The sequence below is a fragment of the Frankia sp. CcI49 genome, assembly GCF_001983215.1.
GTDB classification, from domain to species: domain Bacteria; phylum Actinomycetota; class Actinomycetes; order Frankiales; family Frankiaceae; genus Parafrankia; species Parafrankia irregularis.
The window spans coordinates 67904-88967 of record NZ_MOWP01000025.1 but is presented as its reverse complement, the minus strand read 5'-3'; the positions used below and the strand labels follow the sequence as shown (position 1 = coordinate 88967).

At 71.1% G+C, this 21064-nt stretch carries 13 protein-coding genes and 1 pseudogene; 5 read left to right on the top strand and 9 right to left on the bottom strand.

Annotated features, from left to right (window positions below):
- Nucleotides 1-203 precede the first annotated feature (203 nt).
- Entirely contained in the window at nt 204-665 is a 462-nt protein-coding gene (locus CcI49_RS21640) for an RNHCP domain-containing protein (protein ID WP_076828907.1), read from the top strand.
- Here the strand turns inward: CcI49_RS21640 and CcI49_RS21635 are convergent.
- The gene (locus CcI49_RS21635) at nt 610-1866 is read right to left on the bottom strand and encodes a Glu/Leu/Phe/Val dehydrogenase (RefSeq protein WP_054568941.1); all 1257 of its coding nucleotides are present in this window, start codon (nt 1864-1866) and stop codon (nt 610-612) included. The two genes, CcI49_RS21640 and CcI49_RS21635, sit on opposite strands and share 56 nt — an antisense overlap.
- A 168-nt stretch (nt 1867-2034) precedes the next feature.
- On the opposite strand from CcI49_RS21635, the pseudogene CcI49_RS43490 reads away from it, so the two are divergent.
- Nucleotides 2035-2952: pseudogene (locus tag CcI49_RS43490) on the top strand (glycosyltransferase 87 family protein); the annotation flags it as partial.
- Between the two features lie 478 nt (nt 2953-3430).
- On the opposite strand, the gene mptB reads toward CcI49_RS43490, so the two are convergent.
- Nucleotides 3431-4999 (bottom strand): polyprenol phosphomannose-dependent alpha 1,6 mannosyltransferase MptB, encoded by a 1569-nt coding sequence (mptB, locus tag CcI49_RS42625; protein ID WP_241840182.1) that lies wholly within the window; start codon nt 4997-4999, stop codon nt 3431-3433.
- A 296-nt stretch (nt 5000-5295) separates the two neighbouring features.
- Here mptB and CcI49_RS21620 point away from each other — a divergent pair, with 296 nt between their 5' ends.
- Nucleotides 5296-7032: a hypothetical protein gene (locus CcI49_RS21620; RefSeq protein WP_054568942.1), complete on the top strand. Its 1737-nt coding sequence runs from the start codon at nt 5296-5298 to the stop codon at nt 7030-7032.
- Between the two features lie 44 nt (nt 7033-7076).
- On the opposite strand, the gene CcI49_RS21615 is transcribed toward CcI49_RS21620, so the two are convergent.
- The 3 genes from CcI49_RS21615 to CcI49_RS21605 all read right to left on the bottom strand — a co-directional run bounded on the left by CcI49_RS21615 (nt 7077) and on the right by CcI49_RS21605 (nt 11603).
- On the bottom strand, nt 7077-8993 hold the full coding sequence (locus CcI49_RS21615) for an NAD-binding protein (RefSeq protein WP_076828899.1): 1917 nt from the start codon (nt 8991-8993) through the stop codon (nt 7077-7079).
- 25 nt (nt 8994-9018) lie between these two features.
- On the bottom strand, nt 9019-10737 hold the full coding sequence (locus CcI49_RS21610) for a PP2C family serine/threonine-protein phosphatase (RefSeq protein WP_076828897.1): 1719 nt from the start codon (nt 10735-10737) through the stop codon (nt 9019-9021).
- A gap of 242 nt (nt 10738-10979) precedes the next feature.
- Nucleotides 10980-11603 carry a TetR/AcrR family transcriptional regulator gene (locus CcI49_RS21605; protein WP_054568945.1) on the bottom strand — a complete coding sequence of 208 codons (624 nt, stop codon included), beginning with the start codon at nt 11601-11603 and terminating at the stop codon, nt 10980-10982.
- 81 nt (nt 11604-11684) lie between these two features.
- On the opposite strand from CcI49_RS21605, the gene CcI49_RS21600 reads away from it, so the two are divergent.
- Nucleotides 11685-12239, top strand: coding sequence for a hypothetical protein (locus CcI49_RS21600; RefSeq protein WP_054569166.1), 555 nt, complete (start codon nt 11685-11687; stop codon nt 12237-12239).
- Nucleotides 12240-12552: 313 nt separating this feature from the next.
- Here CcI49_RS21600 and CcI49_RS21595 read toward each other — a convergent pair whose 3' ends face one another.
- From CcI49_RS21595 to CcI49_RS21585, 3 genes are all read right to left on the bottom strand, one after another.
- Nucleotides 12553-14139: a metallophosphoesterase family protein gene (locus tag CcI49_RS21595; RefSeq protein ID WP_076828895.1), complete on the bottom strand. Its 1587-nt coding sequence runs from the start codon at nt 14137-14139 to the stop codon at nt 12553-12555.
- A 163-nt stretch (nt 14140-14302) separates the two neighbouring features.
- Nucleotides 14303-16807, bottom strand: coding sequence for an ATP-dependent Clp protease ATP-binding subunit (locus CcI49_RS21590; RefSeq protein WP_054568946.1), 2505 nt, complete (start codon nt 16805-16807; stop codon nt 14303-14305).
- Nucleotides 16808-17444: 637 nt separating this feature from the next.
- Nucleotides 17445-18407: a ferric iron reductase gene (locus CcI49_RS21585; protein ID WP_241840179.1), complete on the bottom strand. Its 963-nt coding sequence runs from the start codon at nt 18405-18407 to the stop codon at nt 17445-17447.
- Between the two features lie 960 nt (nt 18408-19367).
- On the opposite strand from CcI49_RS21585, the gene CcI49_RS21580 reads away from it, so the two are divergent.
- Nucleotides 19368-19913: a flavoprotein gene (locus CcI49_RS21580; protein WP_076828891.1), complete on the top strand. Its 546-nt coding sequence runs from the start codon at nt 19368-19370 to the stop codon at nt 19911-19913.
- Nucleotides 19914-20036: 123 nt separating this feature from the next.
- On the opposite strand, the gene CcI49_RS21575 is transcribed toward CcI49_RS21580, so the two are convergent.
- Nucleotides 20037-20993, bottom strand: coding sequence for an SGNH/GDSL hydrolase family protein (locus tag CcI49_RS21575; RefSeq protein ID WP_054568949.1), 957 nt, complete (start codon nt 20991-20993; stop codon nt 20037-20039).
- Nucleotides 20994-21064: the final 71 nt, after the last annotated feature.

Here is a 21064-nt window from a genome sequence, read left to right as displayed (position 1 = left end):
GCTGGGGAGGCAGGGACGCCGCCCACTATTTCATCCCGTGGGTCCCACATCCCGGTTCGTTCCTCCGGACACACCGGGCGCGTCGGCCCTCAGTGGCCCATAGCGTCGACGGCCCCCAGCGTCGACGGCCTGTGGCGTCGACGGCATCGGCCCAGTGCCGCTGGCCCATACCGCGCAGGCGGGGCGACTCATACCGTTGAGCGGTGCTACCGCATGAGGAGACGGCAGGCCCCGAAGAGGGGGCCGGGGGTGAGTCCCGCCGGTTCGCCCGCACGCCGGAGGACTTCGAGTGCCTGGTGTGCGGGGCGGCGGTCCGGGGTGACGGCTACACGAACCACTGTCCGGCCTGCCTGTGGTCGCGGCATGTGGACGTCCACCCCGGCGACCGCGCGGCGGCGTGCCGGGGGCTGATGCGCCCGGTCGCGGTGGAGATGCGGGCCAGGGACAGCATCCTGACCCATCACTGTGTGGACTGCGGCCATCGGCGCCGCAACCGGACCGCGCCGGCGGACGCCGAGGCCGCCCTGTTCGCGCTGGCCAGGATGGTCGCGGAGGAGGTCGGTCGACACGGGCCGGAGCCCGCCGGCCCGCAGCGCGGGGGCCAGCAGGTCAGGGGTACAGGCCCCGGGTCCGGTGCGCCTCGGCGACGCGGGCGACGCCGATGATGTGGGCCGCGGTGCGCAGACTCACCCGCCGCTCGCGGGCCAGCGCGGAGACCTCCCGGTAGGCGCGCAGCATCAGCTCGCGCAGGCGGTCGTTCACCTGGTCCTCCGACCAGAAGTACGCCTGGATGTCCTGCACCCATTCGAAGTAGGAGACGGCGACGCCGCCGCCGTTGGCGAGGATGTCCGGCACGATCACCGTGCCGTTCCCGGTGAGGATCCGGTCGGCCTCCGCCGTCACCGGTCCGTTCGCGCCCTCGACGATCAGTGGCGCCTTGACCCGGTCGGCGTTCCCGACGTTGATCACACCTTCGAGCGCCGCGGGGACCAGCATGTCGACGTCGAGCTCGAGCAGCTCGTCGTTGGTGATCGTGTCGGTGCCGGGGTAGCCGACGACCGTGTCGCCGCCGCGGGCCACGTGCCGGATCAGCGCGGTCGGGTTGAGCCCGGCGCTGTTGTGGACGCCGCCCTTGACGTCGGACACCGCGACCAGGCGGCAGCCGGCGTCGTGCAGGTACTGGGCGGCGAGCGCACCGACCTTGCCGAAGCCCTGCACGGCGACCGTGGTCTCCCTGGGCTCCTTGTCGAGCTCTCGCAGCGCGGCGAACGCCGCCAGCTGGACGCCACGGCTGGTGGCCCCGGCCCGCCCGGCGGACCCGCCGATCGACAGCGGCTTGCCGGTGACCACGCCCGCGGCGGTGTGGCCGGTGTGCGTGGAGTAGGTATCCATGATCCAGGCCATGGTCTGCTCGTCGGTGCCGACGTCCGGGGCCGGGATGTCCTTGTCCGGCCCGATCAGCGGCACCAGCTCGGCCGCGTACCGCCGGGTCATCCGCTCACGTTCCTGCCGTGAGAGCAGGCCCGGCTCGACGGCGATCCCGCCCTTCGCCCCGCCGTAGGGGATCCCCATCAGCGCGCATTTCCAGGTCATCCACATGGCGAGGGCCTTGACCTCGTCAAGATCGCAGGATGGGTGGTAGCGCAGGCCGCCCTTGGCGGGCCCGCGCGCCAGGTTGTGCTGGACCCGGTAGCCGGACAGGACGAGCAGCTGCCCGTCGTCGCGCAGCAGCGGCACCGAGACGGAGATCGATCGGCGCGGGGTGCGCAGCAGGTCGTGCATGCCGTCGTCCAGGCCCAGGTGGCGGACGGCGTCGGCAAGCTGCACGCACGCCGTGTCCCAGGCGGAGCCGGTCCCGAGGATCACAGAGCACCTCCGTGACTTCTGCTGTCGGGCAGCGTCCAGGGCGGGTGACGCTTGGCCATCGGGACGCCGAGCCGGTGATGTAACGCTAGGTAGCGAAGCGTACTCGCATGGCGATGACTTTCTCACGCCGGTACCTGCCGTGCCGGCGCGGCAGGTACTTTTCGGCAGATGCGACGTGCCTGGGTGAGTCCGTTCGGCCGGTCGCTGTTCGGCCGCCCGCTGCTCGTCCGCTGGGTACTGAGCCGTGCGGTGCTCCTCGTGCTGGCGCTGGCCGGGCAGGTGTTCGGCGCGCAGCAGAGCGTTCTCGGCGATGTGGATCTCTACCGGGACTGGGGGCACACGCTCGTCGCGCAGGGGCAGGTTCCCGGTGACGAGAAGTGGCAGTACCCGCCGGGCGCCGCGATGGTGCTGGCACTGCCGGCCGTGCCGAGGGAACTGCTGGGTGTCCCGTACGAGGTCTCGTTCTACCTGCTGATCCTCGGGCTCGACGCGGTCGTGACCTGGGCGCTGGCCCGGCGTTCGCGCCGCGCGGCGGACTGGTGGCTACTGGGCACCCTCGCGCTGGGCCCGGTCACCGTGGCCCGTTTCGACCTGGTGCCCGCCGCCGGTGCGCTCGCGGCCGTGCTCGCGCTGGGCCGCGGTGGCAGTGGCTCTGGTCCCAGCTCGGGCCCCGGCCCCGGCGGCGACCGCGACCGGTTCGGTCGCTTCGGTGGATGGGTGGCCTTCGGCGCCGCGGTGAAGGTGTGGCCGGGGCTGCTGCTCGTCGCCCTCGGCCGTCGGCACGCGGCCCCGGCGCGGTGCGGGTGGATCGCGGCCGGTGCCGCGGCCGTGGTCGCCGGGCTGTCCGCGGTGCTCCTGACCGCCGGCTGGTGGCACGGCGCGCTCGGCTTCCTGGACGCACAGCGGGCCCGGGGCCTGCAGGTCGAGGCGGTACCGGCCACACCCTTCGTGGTGGCCGCGATGTTCGGGGCCGGCTCCGGCCCGACGTACTCCTACGGGTCGCTCCAGTTCGACAGCCCGGCCGCCCGGGGTGTCGCCTCCGCGTGTTCTCTCGTCGAGATGGCTCTGATCGGTGTGGCGGCGGTGTGGTGGTGGGGACGCCGGCCGCGGGAGAAAGAGGCGCGACCCGCGGCTGCAACCGCGGCCGGGACCGCGGGCCGCGCCTTGGCGGCGGTACTCATCATCATGATCACGTCACGGGTGCTGAGCCCGCAGTATCTGGTCTGGCTGCTTGCGCTGGCCGCGGCCCAGCTCGCCTGCACCGGCCCGGCGCCGGACGGCCCCGGGCAGCCGGGCGGTTCGGTCAGCCAGCCGGACGGGCACCCTCTCGGCCGACTGCCCGGACGGCGAGGCTGGCGGCAACGGTGGTGGCAATGCTGGCGGCGGGGTGGGCTGTGGGCCGGCCGGCGGGACCTGACGGTGCTGCTCGTGGCCGCCTGCGTGCTGACGCAGATCGTCTACCCCTGGCGGTACAACGATGTCGTGCAGGGCCGGGTCGTCGGTGGGCTGCTGCTGATCGCGCGGAACCTGCTGCTTGTAGTAGCCGCGTGGTATGCGCTGCGGGCTACCGCCGGCGGGCCGCGCGCCGCTGGACCCGCGGTGCCGCCGCCGCCAGCGCGAGCAGAACCAGTGCCGCCGCGGCTACCGCGCCAGGTGCCCCGGCTCGGCCGAGCAGCCGCCAGGTTGCGGCGAGCGGGGACAACGTCGCGGCACACAGCCACACCGACGTGACCACGACCAGTGCGAGCACCGCCCTGGTCCGTCGGTCGAGCGCGGCGAGCGCGACGAGCGCTGCCAGGAACGGCACGCTGAGCGCGAGATACCACGGGTAGAGCACCGGGGAACCGAGAGCCACGGCCATCCCGCCGTAGCCCACGACGGCCAGATCATCCCGGTGTCCGCTTGCGGGCGGCCTTGACCAGGCCCGCAACAGGAGCCAGCCGACGATGAGACCAGCCGTGAGCAGGGTCAGGGCGCGGGTGGCCCGCAGCAGGCTGTCGTCCGTGACATCCAGCCCGACCAGGTGGCCCAGCGCACCGGCCGCGGTCGCGAGGATCGACGCCGGAGCCACACCCGTCTCGAGCTTGCCGGACGTCGCCAGCGCGCCGAGCCAGGTCGGCCCGAAGCCGCCCGCGGCACTGGCGGCGACCACCGCGATCGTCCCGGCGGCGACGTCCGCTCCCAGGGATCGTCGCCATCCGTCCCGGGCGTGGGCGACCACGAGCCAGGCGACCCCGAGGAAGGCGGTGGCCTTGACGCTCCCGGCGAGGCAGGCCAGGGCCACGGCCGCCGCGCCGAGCAACAGGTCATGGTGCCTGGGGGAGGGCCGCTCGCGGATGCGCATCCGGTCGACGACCAGTGCGGCCGCGAGCAGTGCCGCGGCGAGCGCGTCCAGGTGCGCTCCACCGATCAGATGGATGATCACGAACGGATTGGCCGCGAGCAGGACGAGCACGATCGAGGCGTAGGAGTCCGCGGGGCCGGGTTCCGTGCCCGTGCCGGCGGGTGAGCTCGCCGCGGTGAGCGAACCCGTCCCGGCGGTGAGTGGGCCCGGCCTGCGCCACAGGCGCAGCATCAGCAGGACGAGGGCAACAGTGGAGACCACGGCGATGATCCGCAGCACGACCGTCACGTTGGCTGGGCCGGACCCGAGAGCGTTCCCGACCGCCGCCGCGAACCGTTCCACACCCACGGCGAGCCCGCCGTAGGGAGCATGTGTCTCGCGCCACCGGGGGTCGACGGCGGCGACGAACGCCGCGCCCGCCGTTCCGGCCGCCTCCGGTGAGAGCAGATCGCCGATCCCGTGGGTCGCCGGATCCAGCCCGTACCGGGCGAGCTCGCCCTGGGCCGCGTAGGCGTAGACGTCCCGGCTGAACAACGGAGGGCCAACCGCGAACGGGGTTGCCCACGCGAGGGCGGCGACGGCGGCCGTCCGGGCCGGGAGCGCGTGACGCAGCGCGTGCCGCAGCAGGATGACCCAGGTCAGGCAGAGGGCGATCACGGCCAGCACCGCTGTGGCCGCAAGCACGCCCCTGACCGTGTCCGAGGGGGGCGCGGATGGGAGAATTCCCCACCAGGACGACGGGTCGCTGGCCTGTGGGTCCCTGGGGCCGAGCCGGGCCTCGCCGACCATGGCGATGATCGCGGCGATCGTGCCCGCCACGATCAGTCGCCGCCCTGGCGGCGTGCCTGCTCTGCGGCCGGCCGGGGCACCCGCAGTGTCGGCAGCGGTGGCGTCGGCTGCGCTGGCTGCGTCGGCGGTGCGGGTGGCGCTGGCTGCGTCGGCGGTGCCTGTGCCGGTGGCGCTGGCTGTGGTGCCGGTGGTGTCGGTGGCGCTGGCGGTGTCAGCGGCGAAGATGTCGACGCTGTGTCCGTGCGTGTTGATCAGGGTGCCGGTGGGGCCGGCCGTGTGAGCCTGGGAGGTGGCGGGTGGGCCTGCTGGCGACGCCTGATCCGCCGCTCGGGACCACCACCGGCGAAATCCCGGAATCGCCCGAGCTGGCGCGCCACAGTGGGACCGGTCGTCGCCACGACTCACTCCCGCAGACCTCCTGCCTCGCCGTGGGCCCTCGTCGCCGTAGCCGGCTGGCCGAGGCGGCAGCGGCGCTGGGCACCGCGGTGGTGCGCAGGCCCTGGCTGCTGACCGCCGTGCTCTGTCTGATCTCGGTGTGCTTCGACGTGACCGGCCCGGACACTCCMGCTCAGGAGTATCGGGTCTGGCTGTTCGAGCACGGCGGAGCGCTTCTGTGGGACGACGGTTGGTACGGCGGCCATCCCATACTCGGTTACAGTGTGCTCTTTCCCCCGCTGGGTGCCCTGCTTGGGGTCCAGACCATCGGGGTGCTGGCGTGTGTCGCCTCGACCGCGATCGTGACGAGGCTGCTGCGTGGGCCGGGGGGCCGCCGCGGGCATGATCTGGCGCTGGTGTGGTTCGCGGTCGCGACCGTGGCCAACCTGGTCGTCGGCCGGATGCCGTTCGCGCTCGGCATGGCCTTCGGTGCCCTCGCGCTGGTCGGCGCGAGGGAGCGCAGGGTCTGGCTGGTGTGGCTCGGCGCGGTGTTGTCGTCGCTGGCGTCGCCGCTTGCCGCCGGCTTCGTGCTGATGGTCGGCCTGGCTCTGCTCGGGTCGCTGCCGCGCCGGGTGCTCGCCGGGTTCCTGGGCGCGACCGCGGGGATCATCGTCGCGCTGGCCTTCCCCGACGAGGGCTACCAGCCGTTCCCGGCTGTCACGTTCATCTCCTTGCTGGCCCTGATCGGGTGCGGGCTGCTGCTGGTGCCGAAGGAGCGGCGGGCGGTCCGCAACGGTCTGCTGCTGTGGGCGGCGGCGGCGATCTTCTTCTTCTTCGTGCCCACCCAGATCGGCGGCAACATTGCCCGCCCGGCGACGATGCTCGCCGGGCCGGCCGCCGCGGTGTTCCTGGCCGGCCGCCCGCGGGCGCTGGCCGTGGTGGCGATTCCGCTGATCGGCTGGCAGATCGGCCCGGTCCACGGAGCCCTGGTCACACATGGTGATCCGTCCGCGTCGCCTGGCTACTACACCGAGATGCTGGACTACCTGGACAACGACAGCCCCGTGCCGGTCGGCCGGGTCGAGATTCCCTTCACCCGGTCGCACTGGGAGGCACGTTATGTGCCCCCGCGGATCCCGATGAGCCGGGGCTGGCTGCGCCAGGCCGACAGCAAGTACAACGCGCTGTTCTACGACGGGACGCTGACGGCCGAGACGTATCACGACTGGCTGCTCGCCCGGGGCGTCACCTATGTCGCGCTGCCGAACGTCGATCTCGACCCGTCCGCGGTGGCCGAGGCCGAGCTGCTCCGTTCCGGGCTGCCGTACCTGGAGCTCGCGTGGCAGAACGCGGACTGGAAGATCTGGCTGGTCCGGGACTCCGCGGGTCTGGTCCACGGGCCGGCCACCCTCACCGAGCTGGGCGTCAGCTCGATCGCGGTGTCGTTCGCGAACCCGGGCTTCGCCACGGTCCTGGTGCACTACACCCCGTACTGGCAGCTCACCGAAGGTGACGCCTGCGTGTTCCGCGCGGCGGGGGGCTGGACCGGCATCCTCACCCAGTCCAGTGGGGCCGTCCGTCTGTCGGCGCGCCTGTCGGTGGACGGTCTGACGCGTGCCAGCGCCCTGGACTGCCCGGCCGACGAACGCCTGCACTGAACCAGCTTCCGGGCCAGACGTTCGGGTCGGGTCAGACGTTCGGGTCAGGCGGGCGGGTCCGGCGGTCGGGGCATCATCCGCACGATGCCGAGATCCGCCGCGGCGAGCACCACCGGCATGTTGAGCACGACGGCTCGGCTGCGGTCCTGGTCTTCCGCGGAGAGGCTCTCCCACTCGATGAGTGACGGGTGGGAGCCGTCCTGTTCGGTGGGCCCGAACCGCATCCCGCGGCTCTCCCGTTCGCGCCGCCACCTCAGGTGCTCCTCGGGAGCCAGCTGTTCCACCTCCTCCTCGGTGAAGACGAACTCCGGATCATGCTCCCCCAGGGGCACCAGCATCCAGTTCCGCCGGCGCAGGACCTCGCTGTAGCCGATCGCCTGTGCCCGGTTCGAGGCCTGGAGATCAGGTGCCAGCTCCGCCCACGGGCGCAGACCGCGCCGTGAGCCGATCTGCGCGCCCGCGGCGAGCTCCTTCGTGAGGTACTTCTCATGGATGATCTGAGCGAAGTTCTCGATGAGATCGTTGGCTCCGGGGTCGAGCGGCAGTGCCTCGTCGTTCACGGCGAAGAACCGCAGCCCACCGCCGACGTTGTCGAGCAGCCCACCATCTCCGGCCGGGTCAGTCTCGTCGGTGGGTGGCTCACGCGGGCCGAACACGTCCTCGAAGCTGCGTTGGCGCCCCGTCCGCACGACGATCCTGGTGCGGTTGACGCCGAGGCTGCCGGCACCGACCGCGCGGACCACCTCGAGACCGCGCAGCAGGGCTTCCTCCTCCTCCCGATGGCAGACGTACACGAACTCGGGTGGTGTCGGTGGCTCGCCCGGCGCGCGGCTGATCAGGACGAGTTCGGGTGGGACGTCACCGGAGGCGCTGTCGTGACACAGCAGCGTGACCCGGCCGARCGCGGGCTCACGTGAGCGCATCGCGGCAGCCTTGACGGACGCGTCCGGTGCGCACAGCACGATGCACAGCAACGGGCCGCCGGCCGGGCTGTTGTCCCGCCACCGCCGCGCGAGCTCCATGACGACGGCCTGCCCGAGGCCCGAGGTGCCCAGGACGACCAGGTGCGGCGGTTGGTGCGGTGCGGTGTCGTCGTGCCCCGGCCGGGACCAGGCCGGAGCGTTGCTGTTGAGCAGGGAATGCGCGCCGAGGACCTCGACCGCGAAGAAGTCGAGCCGGAAGCCCGGGTCGCCCTCCAGCCCGATCCACCGCGCGCGCAGGTGCGGGAGCAACGACAGGTCTCCGACCTGGGCGAGGCAGCGCAGTGGGTTGTCCGCCCGGGCGTCGGCGAACCGGCGGAACCGGGCGCGGGTGCGCCCGGCCCGCAGGACCGCCCGGGCGGTGAGGGTGACGGCCAGGTTGGAGGCGGTGTCGGCGAGGCAGCTGTAGATGACATCGGCACGCGCGACCCCGGCCCCCTGAAGCACGAGCAGCTCGGCCGGATCCCCGTTGATGCGGAGCAGGTTCGGGGGGCGCTCGGCGTCCGGGTACTCGCGTTCGGCGTCCTCTGCGACGAGCACCACCCGCCTGGACCCCACCAGCTTGTCCACCAGCGCCGACGCCGTCGGGCCGCTGCCGCAGACGACGACGTGCCGGCGGGCGTGCCGGGCCCGGAACTGCTCGAACCGGTGCGCGAAAAGGGTGCTGGCCGCATCGGCGACGCCCACCGCGGTGGCCAGCGGCGCCAGGAAGCGGGCAACCTCCAGCGCGGGAGGGAACTGCCCGCCGCCCTCGAACATCGTCCCGTCCGCGAGGAACAGGGTTGACGCGAAGAAGACCACGTTGGTCCACGTGAAACTTTCCGGCGTGGCCGCGAAGTGCTGGTAGGTGCCGATGAGGCTCAGCGCCAGCGCGATGAGCCCCAGCACCACGAACATGCTGAGCAGATGGCGGCGCAGCCACCGCAGCACCCGGCCGATCCGGCTCACGGGCCCGAACAGGAACGCGGGGTCGAGCCTCATACCCCGCGTCACCCGCGGCGGGTCGTCACCGTGACGACGGCTCCGACACGAGGTCGGCGACGACGATCGTGGTGTCGTCGCGAGCTCCGGCGATCAGCGCGGCCTCGACGAGGGCGTCCGCGGCCTTCTCCGGTGGCTCGGCGCCGAGCTCGGTCATGAGCCCGAGCAGCTGCTCCGGGGTCATCACCTTCGTGATGCCGTCGCTGGCGAGAATCACCCGGTCGCCCGCGCGCACCGGCTCGTGCAGAAGATCCGCCTCGATCTGGTCGGCGAGGCCGATCGCGTTGAGCAGCGGGCCGTTCTTGATCGCGTGCGGCGTCGTGATCTGGTGTGGGCGCCCCTTCTGTGGCTGCAGCCAGACCGAGCTGTCACCGACGTGGGCGATGAACAGGGTCTCGCCGGTCGACTGCTGCCGCCCGAGGATGACGACGTCGAGCGTGCAGGCCATGCCCCGCCAGGCCGGCTCCTCCCGCGGCTTCTCCCGGACGACCTGGTTGGCCCGCGCGATGGCCTGACGCAGGCCGTCGACCGGGTCCCGGGCGTACTGGGGGCGGAAGCCCGCGACGGTGGTGACCGCGAGCGTGGACGCGATCTGGCCCGCGGCCTCGCCGCCGACGCCGTCCGCCACCGCCAGCAGGCCGTCCGAGACGACCCAGGCGTCCTCGTTCGGGCCGCCACGTTTGCCGCGCCTGGAACGCCCGGCCGCGGCGAGGCGCAGCGCCGGCGTCGTGGTCTGGGCCGGTTCGGCCGCGACGATGCCAGCCTCGCCTGATTCGGGCGAGGTTCCCTCCGCCTGCGCCTGGGCCTGCAGCGGAGGCAGCAGGGGTGGGGCCGGCGGTACCGGTGCGTGGCTCGAGCCCCAGCTCGGCGCATGCTCCGGGCTTACGGGGACCCGCCTGGTCTGGGCGGCCGCGGGATCGGGGTAGGACGCCGGCCCGGGGTACCCCGGGCCTGAGCTCCCCGGATGCCCCGCATCGGAGTACCCCGCATCGGAGTACCCCGCGTGCGTGGGTGGCTCGGGGATCGGGAAGCCTCCGGTGGCCGGCCCCCGGCCCTCCTGCGCCGTCGACAGCCGGTAGGCGGAGTCGTCGACGTCGCTGTGGTGCGGGCGACCGCTGGGAGGCGGGGTCCACCCGGTGGCGTCCGGGTCCCGGCTGTCGTTCATGTAGGTGTCCCTGCTGCCTGAGTCGAATCCGCCCGTGGCGTGCGGTGGGTACACGCCACCGATATTGTGACCCGCGTCCTGGCGGTCATCCGCCGTGGTCGTGGCCGTGTCGGTTTCATCGCCCAGGTCGGGCTCGTTCAGGCTGCTGACCCGGGTGGCGTCCGTGTCGACCCACTCGTTCCATCCGGTAGCGTCATCCCACGCCGAGCGGGTGGCCTCGCCCGAGTCAGCCGCGTCCTCGCCGCCGGTCGTCTCGGCCGCGTTGTAGCTCGGTGTGGCCGGCCCGCCCGCGACCGGCCCGCCCGCGACCGGCACGGCTGCGGCGGCCGGAGCGGAGAATCCCGGAACCATGCCGTCCGGGTCATCCGTGGCATCCGGGCCGCTCGGCTCGCCCGGCGGCTCCGGGCTCGGTTGCTCCCGCAACGGGATGGCCCCCGGCCGTGACCGGCGTGTCTCCAGCGTCCGCCGGCGCCCGGCGTCGGCCCCGGTGCGCGGGGCCCGGCTGGAGAGCACGACAAAGACAACGGCGCCCACAAGAAGCACCACAATGAGCATGATCGGTACCAGTGAGCTACCCATGGCCTCCGTCCCCGCCACGCCAACCCGATCACGCTATAGGACGTGTCGGTAGCAGTCCCCATACATAACCAAAGGCGTCTACTCGTAGACGATGGGGCCTGTGTCATGACTCCGACAAAAGTCCGTTCAGGCCCGCTCGGCACCGTTCGCGCGAGCAGGTGGACGTGATAGCGGGGTCTGGCCGGGGTGATTCGGGTGTCGGGTAGCTGTCCGGGGCGCCCGAAGGTCATACGGTCATGCGGTCAGACGACAGGGGCGCCGGGACGGACGTCGGGGGCGGGTTCCAGTGCGGCCAGCCGGCGCTCCAGCAGCCGCACGAGCTCGCCGCGGTCCAGCTCCGCCGGGTCGAACAGGTGCTGCAGCGCCAGCCCGTCGCAGAACGCCAGCAGGGCGCGCGCCTCGTCGCCCGGCCGCAGATCGGCGCGGATCTCACCGGCGTGCTGGCCGGCCGTGATCACCTCGGCGAGGATGGTCCGCAGCTCGTGATAGGCGTCCCTGGGGAACGCGCGCAGCATCTCGCTCGCCAGCACCCGACTGACGAAGCCGTACCAGACCAGCAGCTCGTCACGGCGGGCCTCGTCGAGCGGAAGCAGCCCGGTCAGTGCAGCCCGCAGGACGGTGCGTGGCCGGGCGTCGGCGGCGATGTCCGCGAACCGGCGCCGGTAGGCGTCGGAACTGGCCTGGAAGGCCACGGCGAGGATCTCGTCCTTGGAGCCGAAGTAGTGGGCGAGCACACCCGTCGACCAGCCTGACTCGGCGGCTACCCGGCGCACCGTGACCGCGTCGATCCCCTCACGGGCCACAAGACGGAGCACGGCGGCGCCGATCTCGGCCCGCCGCTGCTCGTGATCTATGGCCCGAGGCACAGTCCGAGTCTACCCAGGGATTTATTTCGGACGTCCGTGTTACAACGGAGGGAGGGTTCTCGCCGAGGAGGTGTGGTGCACATGCTTGTCGCGGTACTGGTCGGCTGCGAGATCGGATTCTGGCTTCTGCTGGCGAGCGGTCTGTTGGCCAGGTACGTCCTGCGCCGGCAACGGCTGTCGGCCGCACTGCTCCTCAGCGTGCCGCTGGTGGACGTCGTGCTGCTCGGTGCGACCGTCACGGACCTGCGGGGCGGGGCCGACGCCACGTTCGTCCACGGGCTCTCAGCGGGTTATCTCGGCTTCTCGGTCGCCTTCGGGCACAGCATGGTCCGCTGGGCGGACAGGCGGGTGGCGCACCGCCTCGGAGCGGGCCCGCCGGTACCGAAGCCCGCTCCACGCGGCACCCGGGAACGGCTCCGGTACGAGTGGCGTGAGTTCGGCAAGGCCGCCGTGGCCTGGGCCGTGGCCTGCGGGCTGCTCGCGTTGATGATGGTGCTGGTGGGCGGCGCCGGTGCCGGCAGCGGTGACACCGCCGAGCTTGGGGCCTGGATCGTCCGGCTCACCGTCGTCCTGGTGGTCTGGTTCGTCGGCTGGCCGGGATGGGAGTCGGTGCGGATGGCCGTCCGCCGGACCTGAGCGCGGCGCCTCGGCCTCCTGCCCCCGACCTCGCTTTTCTCCCCGCTCCCGCCTCTGTCCTGCCTTTTTCCGGAATCTGAAGGGGTGAAAGGTGAAGAGATGAGGATTTTGGCTACAACGGCCAAAATCCTCGGATTTTCGAGCTCGGGCTTCGAGCGGTCGCTGCTGCCGGACAAGATCTGAGGATTGTGGTCGCGGGGACGACGAAAATCATCAGGGCTCGGGCTCGGGCTCGGGCTGCCGCTGCTGTCGGCCAAGGCTGTGGTGGCGTGGCGTGGCGTGGCGTGGCGGGTACGGGTGGCGCCGTCCGGCCCTAGACGCCGTCCAGCGCGGGCGACCACGGTCCGTCGGCATCGCCGCGGGGGCGGACCAGGGTGAACGTGTCGAAGGGGACGGGCTCGGCCGTGGACGAGTCGTAGACCGTCACCACGATCCGGGTTGTCCCGCCCGGAGTGCCCGGATCAACCTCGAAGCCGGCGAAGGCGTAGGGGTGGTCCGGGAAGCGTGCGGCGAGCCACGGTGCGGACTCCATCTCCCGGATCGCCGGGTGATGCCGTTGGCCGGGTGCGGGGTCGCGCACGCCGACGACCACCTGGCAGGCCGGTGGATCGAACAGCTCGTGGGCGGACGGCGTCGACGAGCCGCCCGTACCGACGAGCAGGTGCACGGCCCCGGCCGAGGTGTCGATCGTGAGGGCGCCGTTCTCGGTGGTGGTGGCAGCCGGTACGGGGCGGGGTGTCCGGGTCGGTGTCCCCTCGATGACGCCTCGCAGCGGGTGGGTGCGTTCGTAGTGATGCTCGTGCCCGGACAGCACCAGATCGACGCCGTACTGGTCGAACAGGGGCAGCCACTCCTCACGCAGCCCCAGGTCGGCGCCGTTGTGGTGGGCGGCGGTGGAGATCGCCGGCTGGTGCGCGACGGCGACGATCCAGTCGACGTCCCGGTCGGCCCGGGCCTGTTTCAGCTCCCGCTCCAGCCACGCGGTCTGCCGGCCGGAGCTGTACCCGTGCAGGTAGACCCGGCCGGCGTCCTGGTAGCAGACGTCGTCGCCGCTGAGCACGACGAATCGGACGCCGCCGACGGTGAACGCGTACCAGAGGCCGTCGAGGTAGGGCTCGTCGTCGTTGCTCGGTAGCTGGAAGTACGTCTGGTAGGCGGCCAGGCCGAGCGCACCGTTGCCGCGCTCGATCTCGTGGTTGCCGGCGCTCGGCATCCAGGGGCGGCGGTGGGCGGAGGCGCTGATCATCTCGAACCAGCCCGACCAGGCGACCGGTGGGACGGCGTTGACGTTCGCGTAGGCCAGGTCGCCGTTGACCAGGGTGAACAGTGGCGCCACGCGCTCGATCCCGGCCACCAGCGTCGCCGAGGCCGCGGTACCGAACGGGTCCTCGGGGTGATCCGTGCCGTGGTCTCCGAAACAGGTGAAGGAGAACGCCGTCCGGCCGCTGGGGGCGGTACGAAAGGTGGAACCGCCCAGCTCGAGCAGCCGACCGGAGCCGCGGTGCCGGAACGGGGCGTTGCCCGGTACCCGCATCGAGATCTCGTAGCGGTACTCGGTGTCGGGTTCCAGGCCTTCGAGCAGCGCGTGATGGGCGAAGATCTCCTGGCGGGTCACCGCGTCGGTGTACGAGCGGGTGACAGCGTCGACCTTGATGCCGGTGCCGGCGGCAGTGTCGGTCGCAGTGGCGGTGGCGGCGTCCGTCGCGGTGGCGGTGTCGTCGATGGGCGCCGGCCGCAGGCGGACCTCGGGTCGCAGCACGGGCGACCTGGTGATCCAGGAGACGATCATCGAGCTGGCCGGATCGGGACCGAAGGTGAGGTGTACGCCGTGCCTGGCCAGCCCGTCGGACTGTCGGCGCGGCGCTGCGGACTGGTCTTCGTCCTGGTGGCGGCGAGGCATGACTTCCGATGCGGGTCGATGGCGAGCCGGTGCGGTGTGCGGTGAACATGCCGAAGGGCGGTTACGCGTGACGCGCAACCGCCCTTCGAACAGGTCTGGCGGTGGTGTGCGCCGGTCGGTGTGACCGACAGCCGGAACCGTCGGTCACACTACCGACACAGTGCTACTCGCTGGACTTGGCCAGGTCGATCGGCGGGGCGTCCGGCACCGAGTTCGGCTTCGTCTCGCCGCGGAAGACGAACTTCGCCTCCTCGCCTTCGCCCTCGACGTCGCCGACGACGATCTCGCCGGGACGCAGCGTCCCGTAGAGGATCTTCTCGGACAGGACGTCCTCGATCTCCCGCTGGATCGTCCGGCGCAGCGGACGGGCGCCCAGCACCGGGTCGTAACCGCGCTTGGCGAGCAGGGCCTTGGCGGCGGGAGTGAGCTCCAGCGCCATGTCCTTGTTCTTCAGCTGCGAGTCGACGCGGGCCAGCATGAGGTCGACGATCTGGATGATCTCAACCTCGGAGAGCTGGTGGAAGACGATGATGTCGTCGATCCGGTTCAGGAACTCAGGCCGGAAGTGCTGCTTGAGCTCGTCCTGGACCTTCGCCTTCATCCGCTCGTAGTCGATCGCACCCTGACCGGTCGCGAAGCCGATGCCGGGGCCCTTGGAGATGTCCCGAGTGCCCAGGTTCGACGTCATGATCAGGACGGTGTTCTTGAAGTCGACCAGCCGGCCCTGGGAGTCGGTCAGGCGACCGTCCTCCAGGATCTGCAGGAGCGTGTTGAAGACGTCCGGGTGGGCCTTCTCGACCTCGTCGAACAGGACCACGGAGAAGGGCTTGCGCCGGACCCGCTCGGTGAGCTGGCCACCCTCCTCGTACCCGACGTAGCCGGGCGGGGAGCCCACCAGCCGCGAGACGGTGTGCTTCTCCATGTACTCGGACATGTCGAGCTGGATCAGCGCGTCCTCGTCGCCGAAGAGGAACTCCGCCAGCGTCTTCGACAGCTCGGTCTTACCGACACCGGACGGGCCGGCGAAGATGAACGAGCCACCGGGGCGCTTCGGGTCCTTCAGCCCGGCGCGGGTACGCCGGATCGCCTGCGAGACGGCCTTGATCGCCTGCTCCTGGCCGATGACGCGCTTGTGCAGCTCGTCTTCCATGCGCAGGAGGCGGGCGGTCTCCTCCTCGGTGAGCTTGAAGACGGGGATGCCGGTCCAGATCGCGAGGACCTCCGCGATCTCCTCGTCGCCGACCTCGGCGACGACGTCCATGTCCCCGGCCTTCCACTCCTTCTCCCGCTTGGCCTTCTCGGCCAGCAGGGTCTTCTCCTTGTCGCGCAGCGACGCGGCCTTCTCGAAGTCCTGCGCGTCGATCGCGGACTCCTTGTCCCGGCGGACGTTCGCGATGCGCTCGTCGAACTCGCGCAGGTCCGGCGGAGCGGTCATCCGGCGGATGCGCATCCGGGACCCGGCCTCGTCGATCAGGTCGATCGCCTTGTCCGGCAGGAACCGGTCGGAGATGTAGCGGTCGGCCAGGGAGGCCGCGGCCACGAGGGCGGCGTCGGTGATCGAGACGCGGTGGTGCGCCTCGTACCGGTCGCGCAGGCCCTTGAGGATCTCGATGGTGTGCGCCACCGACGGCTCCGCGACCTGGATGGGCTGGAAGCGCCGCTCCAGGGCGGCGTCCTTCTCCAGGTGCTTGCGGTACTCGTCCAGGGTGGTCGCGCCGATCGTCTGCAGCTCGCCGCGCGCCAGCATCGGCTTGAGGATGGAGGCGGCGTCGATCGCGCCCTCGGCGGCACCCGCGCCGACGAGCGTGTGGAGCTCGTCGATGAACAGGATGATGTCGCCGCGGGTGCGGATCTCCTTGAGGACCTTCTTCAGCCGCTCCTCGAAGTCACCGCGGTAGCGGGACCCGGCGACGAGAGCGCCGAGGTCGAGGGTGTAGAGCTGCTTGTCCTTCAGGGTCTCGGGCACCTCGCCCTTGACGATCGCCTGCGCGAGCCCCTCGACGACGGCGGTCTTGCCGACGCCGGGCTCGCCGATGAGGACCGGGTTGTTCTTCGTCCGGCGCGACAGCACCTGCATGACGCGCTCGATCTCCTTCTCGCGCCCGATGACCGGGTCGAGCTTGGACTCACGAGCGGCCGCGGTGAGGTTGCGGCCGAACTGGTCGAGGACCAGCGAGGTCGACGGCGTGCCCTCGGCCGGGGCGCCGGCGGTGGCCGGGTCGCCCTTGCCCTGGTAGCCGGACAGGAGCTGGATGACCTGCTGGCGGACCCGGTTGAGGTCCGCGCCGAGCTTGACCAGCACCTGGGCGGCGACGCCCTCGCCCTCACGGATGAGGCCGAGCAGGATGTGCTCGGTGCCGATGTAGTTGTGGCCGAGTTGCAGAGCTTCACGCAGGGACAGCTCAAGGACCTTCTTGGCCCGGGGCGTGAACGGGATGTGCCCGCTCGGCGCCTGCTGACCCTGACCGATGATCTCTTCGACCTGCGACCGCACACCCTCGAGCGAGATCCCGAGCGACTCGAGGGCCTTAGCAGCGACGCCCTCGCCCTCGTGGATCAGGCCGAGCAGGATGTGCTCGGTCCCGATGTAGTTGTGGTTGAGCATCCTGGCTTCTTCCTGAGCCAGGACGACGACCCGACGTGCCCGGTCGGTGAACCTCTCGAACATGTGCGCTCCTTCGAGCTGCGACCGACCACACGACAGCCGGTATCCGCATGCTAGCTCCGCCGAGGCATGTCCTCACGCATCGAACAGAAACCTACCCGCCGGAACCGCCCTCTTCGTCGGGGACGGCGCTGCGGCCGGATCGCCGGCCTACCAGCGGAGACGTTCAAGGCAACCGTGGCCGACCAGGCATGATTCCGTCACGTGGTTCCGCCAAGAGCGGAACGACATGTCGACCCCGACAACCTCGGTGTGTGGCTCGACGGGGCGGGCGATGATGATCAGATTCGCGCTCGGAGCCGCGATGCTCCGTGCTGGCGGTGGGAGCGGTTCGGACCGCGACCAACCGTCACCGGCCCAAGCCGGCACTACCGACGGTAACGTATACGCCTGGGTCGAGGGTGTGATACGGATCACATTTGGCCGAATGTGGTCGCCAGGTTCCCTTCCGGCGTTGATTCTCGTGACATCTTCTGTGACATCGCCGACCGTTGCCCACGCCGGTCGTGCACGCCCCGTAGGCAGGCGGGGGGCTTGGGGTCCTCGTCGACGTCCTGTCACGGCTGGCCTCAGCTCATCGCCGTCACCTCATAACTGGGTTTGCTGCTGCTCACTGTTCCCCTGCCCTGCGGCGGGCGTCTCAGACGGCCAGACCGCCGGGTCCCTGGGCGTCGATCCACTCCCGTAGCCGGTGCTCACGCTCGTCCGTGGCCACGAACGGGCAGGCGGTGCAGAACTCCTCGGTCAGCCGATGCGCCAGGCAGCATGATCCGCGGCGCATACCCGTGTAGGTCCGGCCGTGGTGGACGAACTGCTGCCACGTCGGCCGGGCCCGCAGGGTCGGCGCCGCGTCGGCGAAGAAGGCGTCCGCCTCCAGGCGCCCGATATGCGGATCGCCACTCACCCGTTCGGTGAGCAGAAACGCCCGCCCGCACTGGGACGCCACCGCTCCCCACAGGGCCGCGTGCCCGAGCCGCGCCCGTGACCGGAGGCTGTTGATCACCGGTTCCAGGTGGCCGATGATCTGGCCGACGAGCTGCGCCCGCAGGGCGTCGACGTCGGCCGCGACCCTCGTCACCTCGATCGGGTCGGTGCCGCCGAGCTCGACGCTCACCTCCGCGTCGAGCAGGTCGAGGTGATCGGCAAGCGCCGGATCGGAGCGCAGCAGTGCCAGCCGCGGGCGGTGGAACGCCGTGCTGTCGAACCATCCGCCCTCGTGGCAGTGCACCGAGATCCCGGCGGGGTCAAGGTCCGGCACCCGCCGGGTCAGGACGAACATCGCGATGGCCGGGCCGACGATGGTGGCGGCGTACCACGCGGTGAAGTAGCTGACGGCGACCTCCGCCGTGGCCTGGTTGTGATCGCGGACGACGGCGAGGGCCTCGTCGAGCGTCGCGGGATCGAGCAGCTGGTCGGCCCGGATCCAGCCGTCCGGCGACGGTGGCGGACCGGCGATCGCCCGGCGGTGGTCCAGCGCCGCCCGCACCGTGCGCAGGGTGGTTTCGAGGCCGGGCAGGCTGGTGGCACGGACCGCCAGGTCGACCGGCAGGCCGGAGGTACCCGTGGGCAGGTGCTGCGGGTGACGGGGCGGCGCGTGAGACATGGTGTTAGGTAAGCCTAACTTCAACTCGACAGTCAACTCGGAGTCGCCCACCTGTCGCGGTCGCTCCAGGCGCCCTGGTCGCCGGCGGCCCGCTGACCTGTGGATTCGCCGGTCGCGGGCCCATCTGTTGAAAATGGTCACAACCTGCCCAGGGGGTCCGGCTCGTGGCCCTGGCCCCCCGGTGGAGTCGGTTGCCCGACGCCTGGCGACAGGCGGTCGATGCGGGCGCCGACTCCGGGAACCGAGTGTCCCGGCGTCGACTCCTCATCCTGAGATCAAGAAGTGAGGCTAACCTTATCTTGGGACGGCCCGTGGTGCCGCGCAGCCGATCCGTGACACTCGCGGGAGCGAAACTTCTTCCGGTGAGGGAGTCGTCGCGGTCCAGGTTGTGGAGTTCTGGCTGGCGTCGGCGGGACCTGCTGTCGCGCGGGCGTCGCGGTCCGGCCCACTCCGGTATCCGAGGTATCCGACGCGGCGGAGAAGTGGGGGATTCCGGTCGCTCTCGGAGCGTCGCGGGTAGCAGGCCGGCGACAGTCAAGATCGATCGTCGACCCGCTCGGGGGTGACCAGGATCCTCGGATCTTCGGACTTTCCGGTGGGGATCCTGGGTTCAGTGGCGCTGGTGGTGCGAATCGCGCCCGCGCGCCCCTGAGCTGGGGATTTTGGCGGGAGGCGGACACTACCCGCTGTTGCCTGGCGACCGTGAGAAGTCGGAGGGGTTTGCGGGTGGGAAGATCATGGGATTTTGGTCGTTCTGGCGACCAAGATCCCATGATCTTGTTCGGTAGCAACACCAGCCGTGGTGGCGGCGCGGTCCGAGGCCGCGGCTCCAGGAGCGGAGGAACCGCGTCGCCCCGTGAGCACGCCTCGGGATCGCGCCGATCGAGATCAACAAGTTAGGGGCGGATCGGCCGCGGATCCCGACCCTGTCCCGGTCACGCACAGTCCAGACTAGGAGCCATGACGTCACCGCAGCGTGTGCTCTACCACGTCGTCTGCGCGGCACCGCCCGCGCTCGCCGCCGCCGACTTCGTGGCGCAGGCCCAGCAGGGCGGCTGGGACGTGTGCGTCGTGACGACGTCGCGTGCCGCGGTATGGCTCGACCTGCCGGCGCTGGCCGCGGTCAGCGGGCATCCCGTCCGGACCGACTACAAGCTCCCGGGGCAGCCGGACGTGCTTCCACCACCGACCGCCTTCGCCGTCGTCCCGGCGACCTTCAACACGATCAACAAGTGGGCGGCGGGTATCGCGGACACGCTCGTCCTGGGTCTGCTGACCGAAGCTCTGGGGCTCGGCCTGCCAGCCGTCGTCGCGCCGTGCCTCACCGCCGCGCAGGCGGCCCACCCCGCCTATGCGACGTCCTGCCAGACGCTGCGTTCCGCCGGTGTGCGGATGCTGGACCGCTGGACGCCGCAGGACGCTGACCGGGTCTCGGGCGGCTGGGATGGCGCGGACAGCCAGCGGGCGCTGCAGGAGCTCGAACGACACCCGCACCTGGTGCGTTGACGTCGCCACTGGTCTGTCAGCTGCTGCCCGGCCAGCGGCTGGGCAGTCAGCGGCGGTCCGGCCAGCAGTTGGGCAGTCAGCGGTGGTCCGATCAAGCCGCGGTCCGATCGGCCGACTGATCGGTCAGCGTTTGTCGACCAGGGCGTCGTGGATCGTCCGGGCCATCGCTTCCTGGCCCGCCTGGGTGGGGTGAGCGCTCAGGTCTCGGTCCGCGCTGAGAAGGCCCACCCGGTTGACCCACGAATCCTTGGTGCACATCTCGTGGTCGCGCAGGGATCTGCTGGTGGCGACGAACTCGACGCCGGCATCCTTGGCAGCCCGACGAATCGTCCGATTGAGGGTGTTGTTCAGGCTGACAAGCTGCCTGCGCTCGCTGCTGTCGAGCCAACGGCAGGTGTTGTTTCGCTGGGATCGAGGGAAGATGTCGGGATATCCGACGACGACGATCCGCGAGTTCGGCGCCGCTGCCTTCACTTCCTTGTAGGTGGTGACGAGAATTCCCGGGAGCTCGTCCTGCAGGTAGTCCCGCCGCCGCCGGTCGTTACCGTCCCAGAAGCACTTCCAGAGCACACAGCTCATGATGACCCGGCCGAATCCGGCGTCATTGCCGCCGATCGTGATCGTCACCACGTCCGGGGCCTTCGGCAGCGCCCGCAACTGGTCGAGCTGCGAGGGGTTGCCCCGTTGGGACGTGGTGAGTTCCTTCGTCGTCGCACCACCGCAGGCGGCATGCAGCACGGTGGTGATCGGCGGATCGAGGGTGGCGAGCAGCCGCGGCCACGCGCCGGTGCTACGGCGGCAGCTGCCCGCGTCGGCCAGGAACGGCGGCGAGCCCTCGCCGGAGGAGTAGGAATCGCCGAGCGCGGCGATCGTGAGCCCGCCCGTCGCGGTGGGCTGCGCGCCGGCCGTCGCAGCCGGCGCCGCCGTGAGGAAAATCAGTGTGCTTGACGCGAGGAATGCGGCCCAGGTGAACGGCGAACGCCGGAGGAACGGGCCGGTCGGGAGAGATCGGGACGACCCGGACGCACGTTGCCTGCGTGGACCAGGGATTCGTGAGACCGCCCACGTTCTGTGCCGCATGGAGAGAGGCTAACCCGCGTCCGTGACCGGCGGAGGAATTCCGACCCGCTGGGCGCCCGACACGCCGGAGA

What these genes read in the sequence shown, in the direction of transcription:
- mptB (WP_241840182.1), bottom strand. Translation starts at nt 4,999, where the DNA reads ATGGTCGGCGAGGCCCGGCTCGGCCCCAGGGACCCACAGGCCAGCGAC.
- CcI49_RS21610 (WP_076828897.1), bottom strand. Translation starts at nt 10,737, where the DNA reads ATGGGTAGCTCACTGGTACCGATCATGCTCATTGTGGTGCTTCTTGTG.
- CcI49_RS21600 (WP_054569166.1), top strand. Translation starts at nt 11,685, where the DNA reads ATGCTTGTCGCGGTACTGGTCGGCTGCGAGATCGGATTCTGGCTTCTG.
- CcI49_RS21595 (WP_076828895.1), bottom strand. Translation starts at nt 14,139, where the DNA reads ATGCCTCGCCGCCACCAGGACGAAGACCAGTCCGCAGCGCCGCGCCGA.
- CcI49_RS21590 (WP_054568946.1), bottom strand. Translation starts at nt 16,807, where the DNA reads ATGTTCGAGAGGTTCACCGACCGGGCACGTCGGGTCGTCGTCCTGGCT.
- CcI49_RS21585 (WP_241840179.1), bottom strand. Translation starts at nt 18,407, where the DNA reads ATGTCTCACGCGCCGCCCCGTCACCCGCAGCACCTGCCCACGGGTACC.
- CcI49_RS21580 (WP_076828891.1), top strand. Translation starts at nt 19,368, where the DNA reads ATGACGTCACCGCAGCGTGTGCTCTACCACGTCGTCTGCGCGGCACCG.
- CcI49_RS21575 (WP_054568949.1), bottom strand. Translation starts at nt 20,993, where the DNA reads ATGCGGCACAGAACGTGGGCGGTCTCACGAATCCCTGGTCCACGCAGG.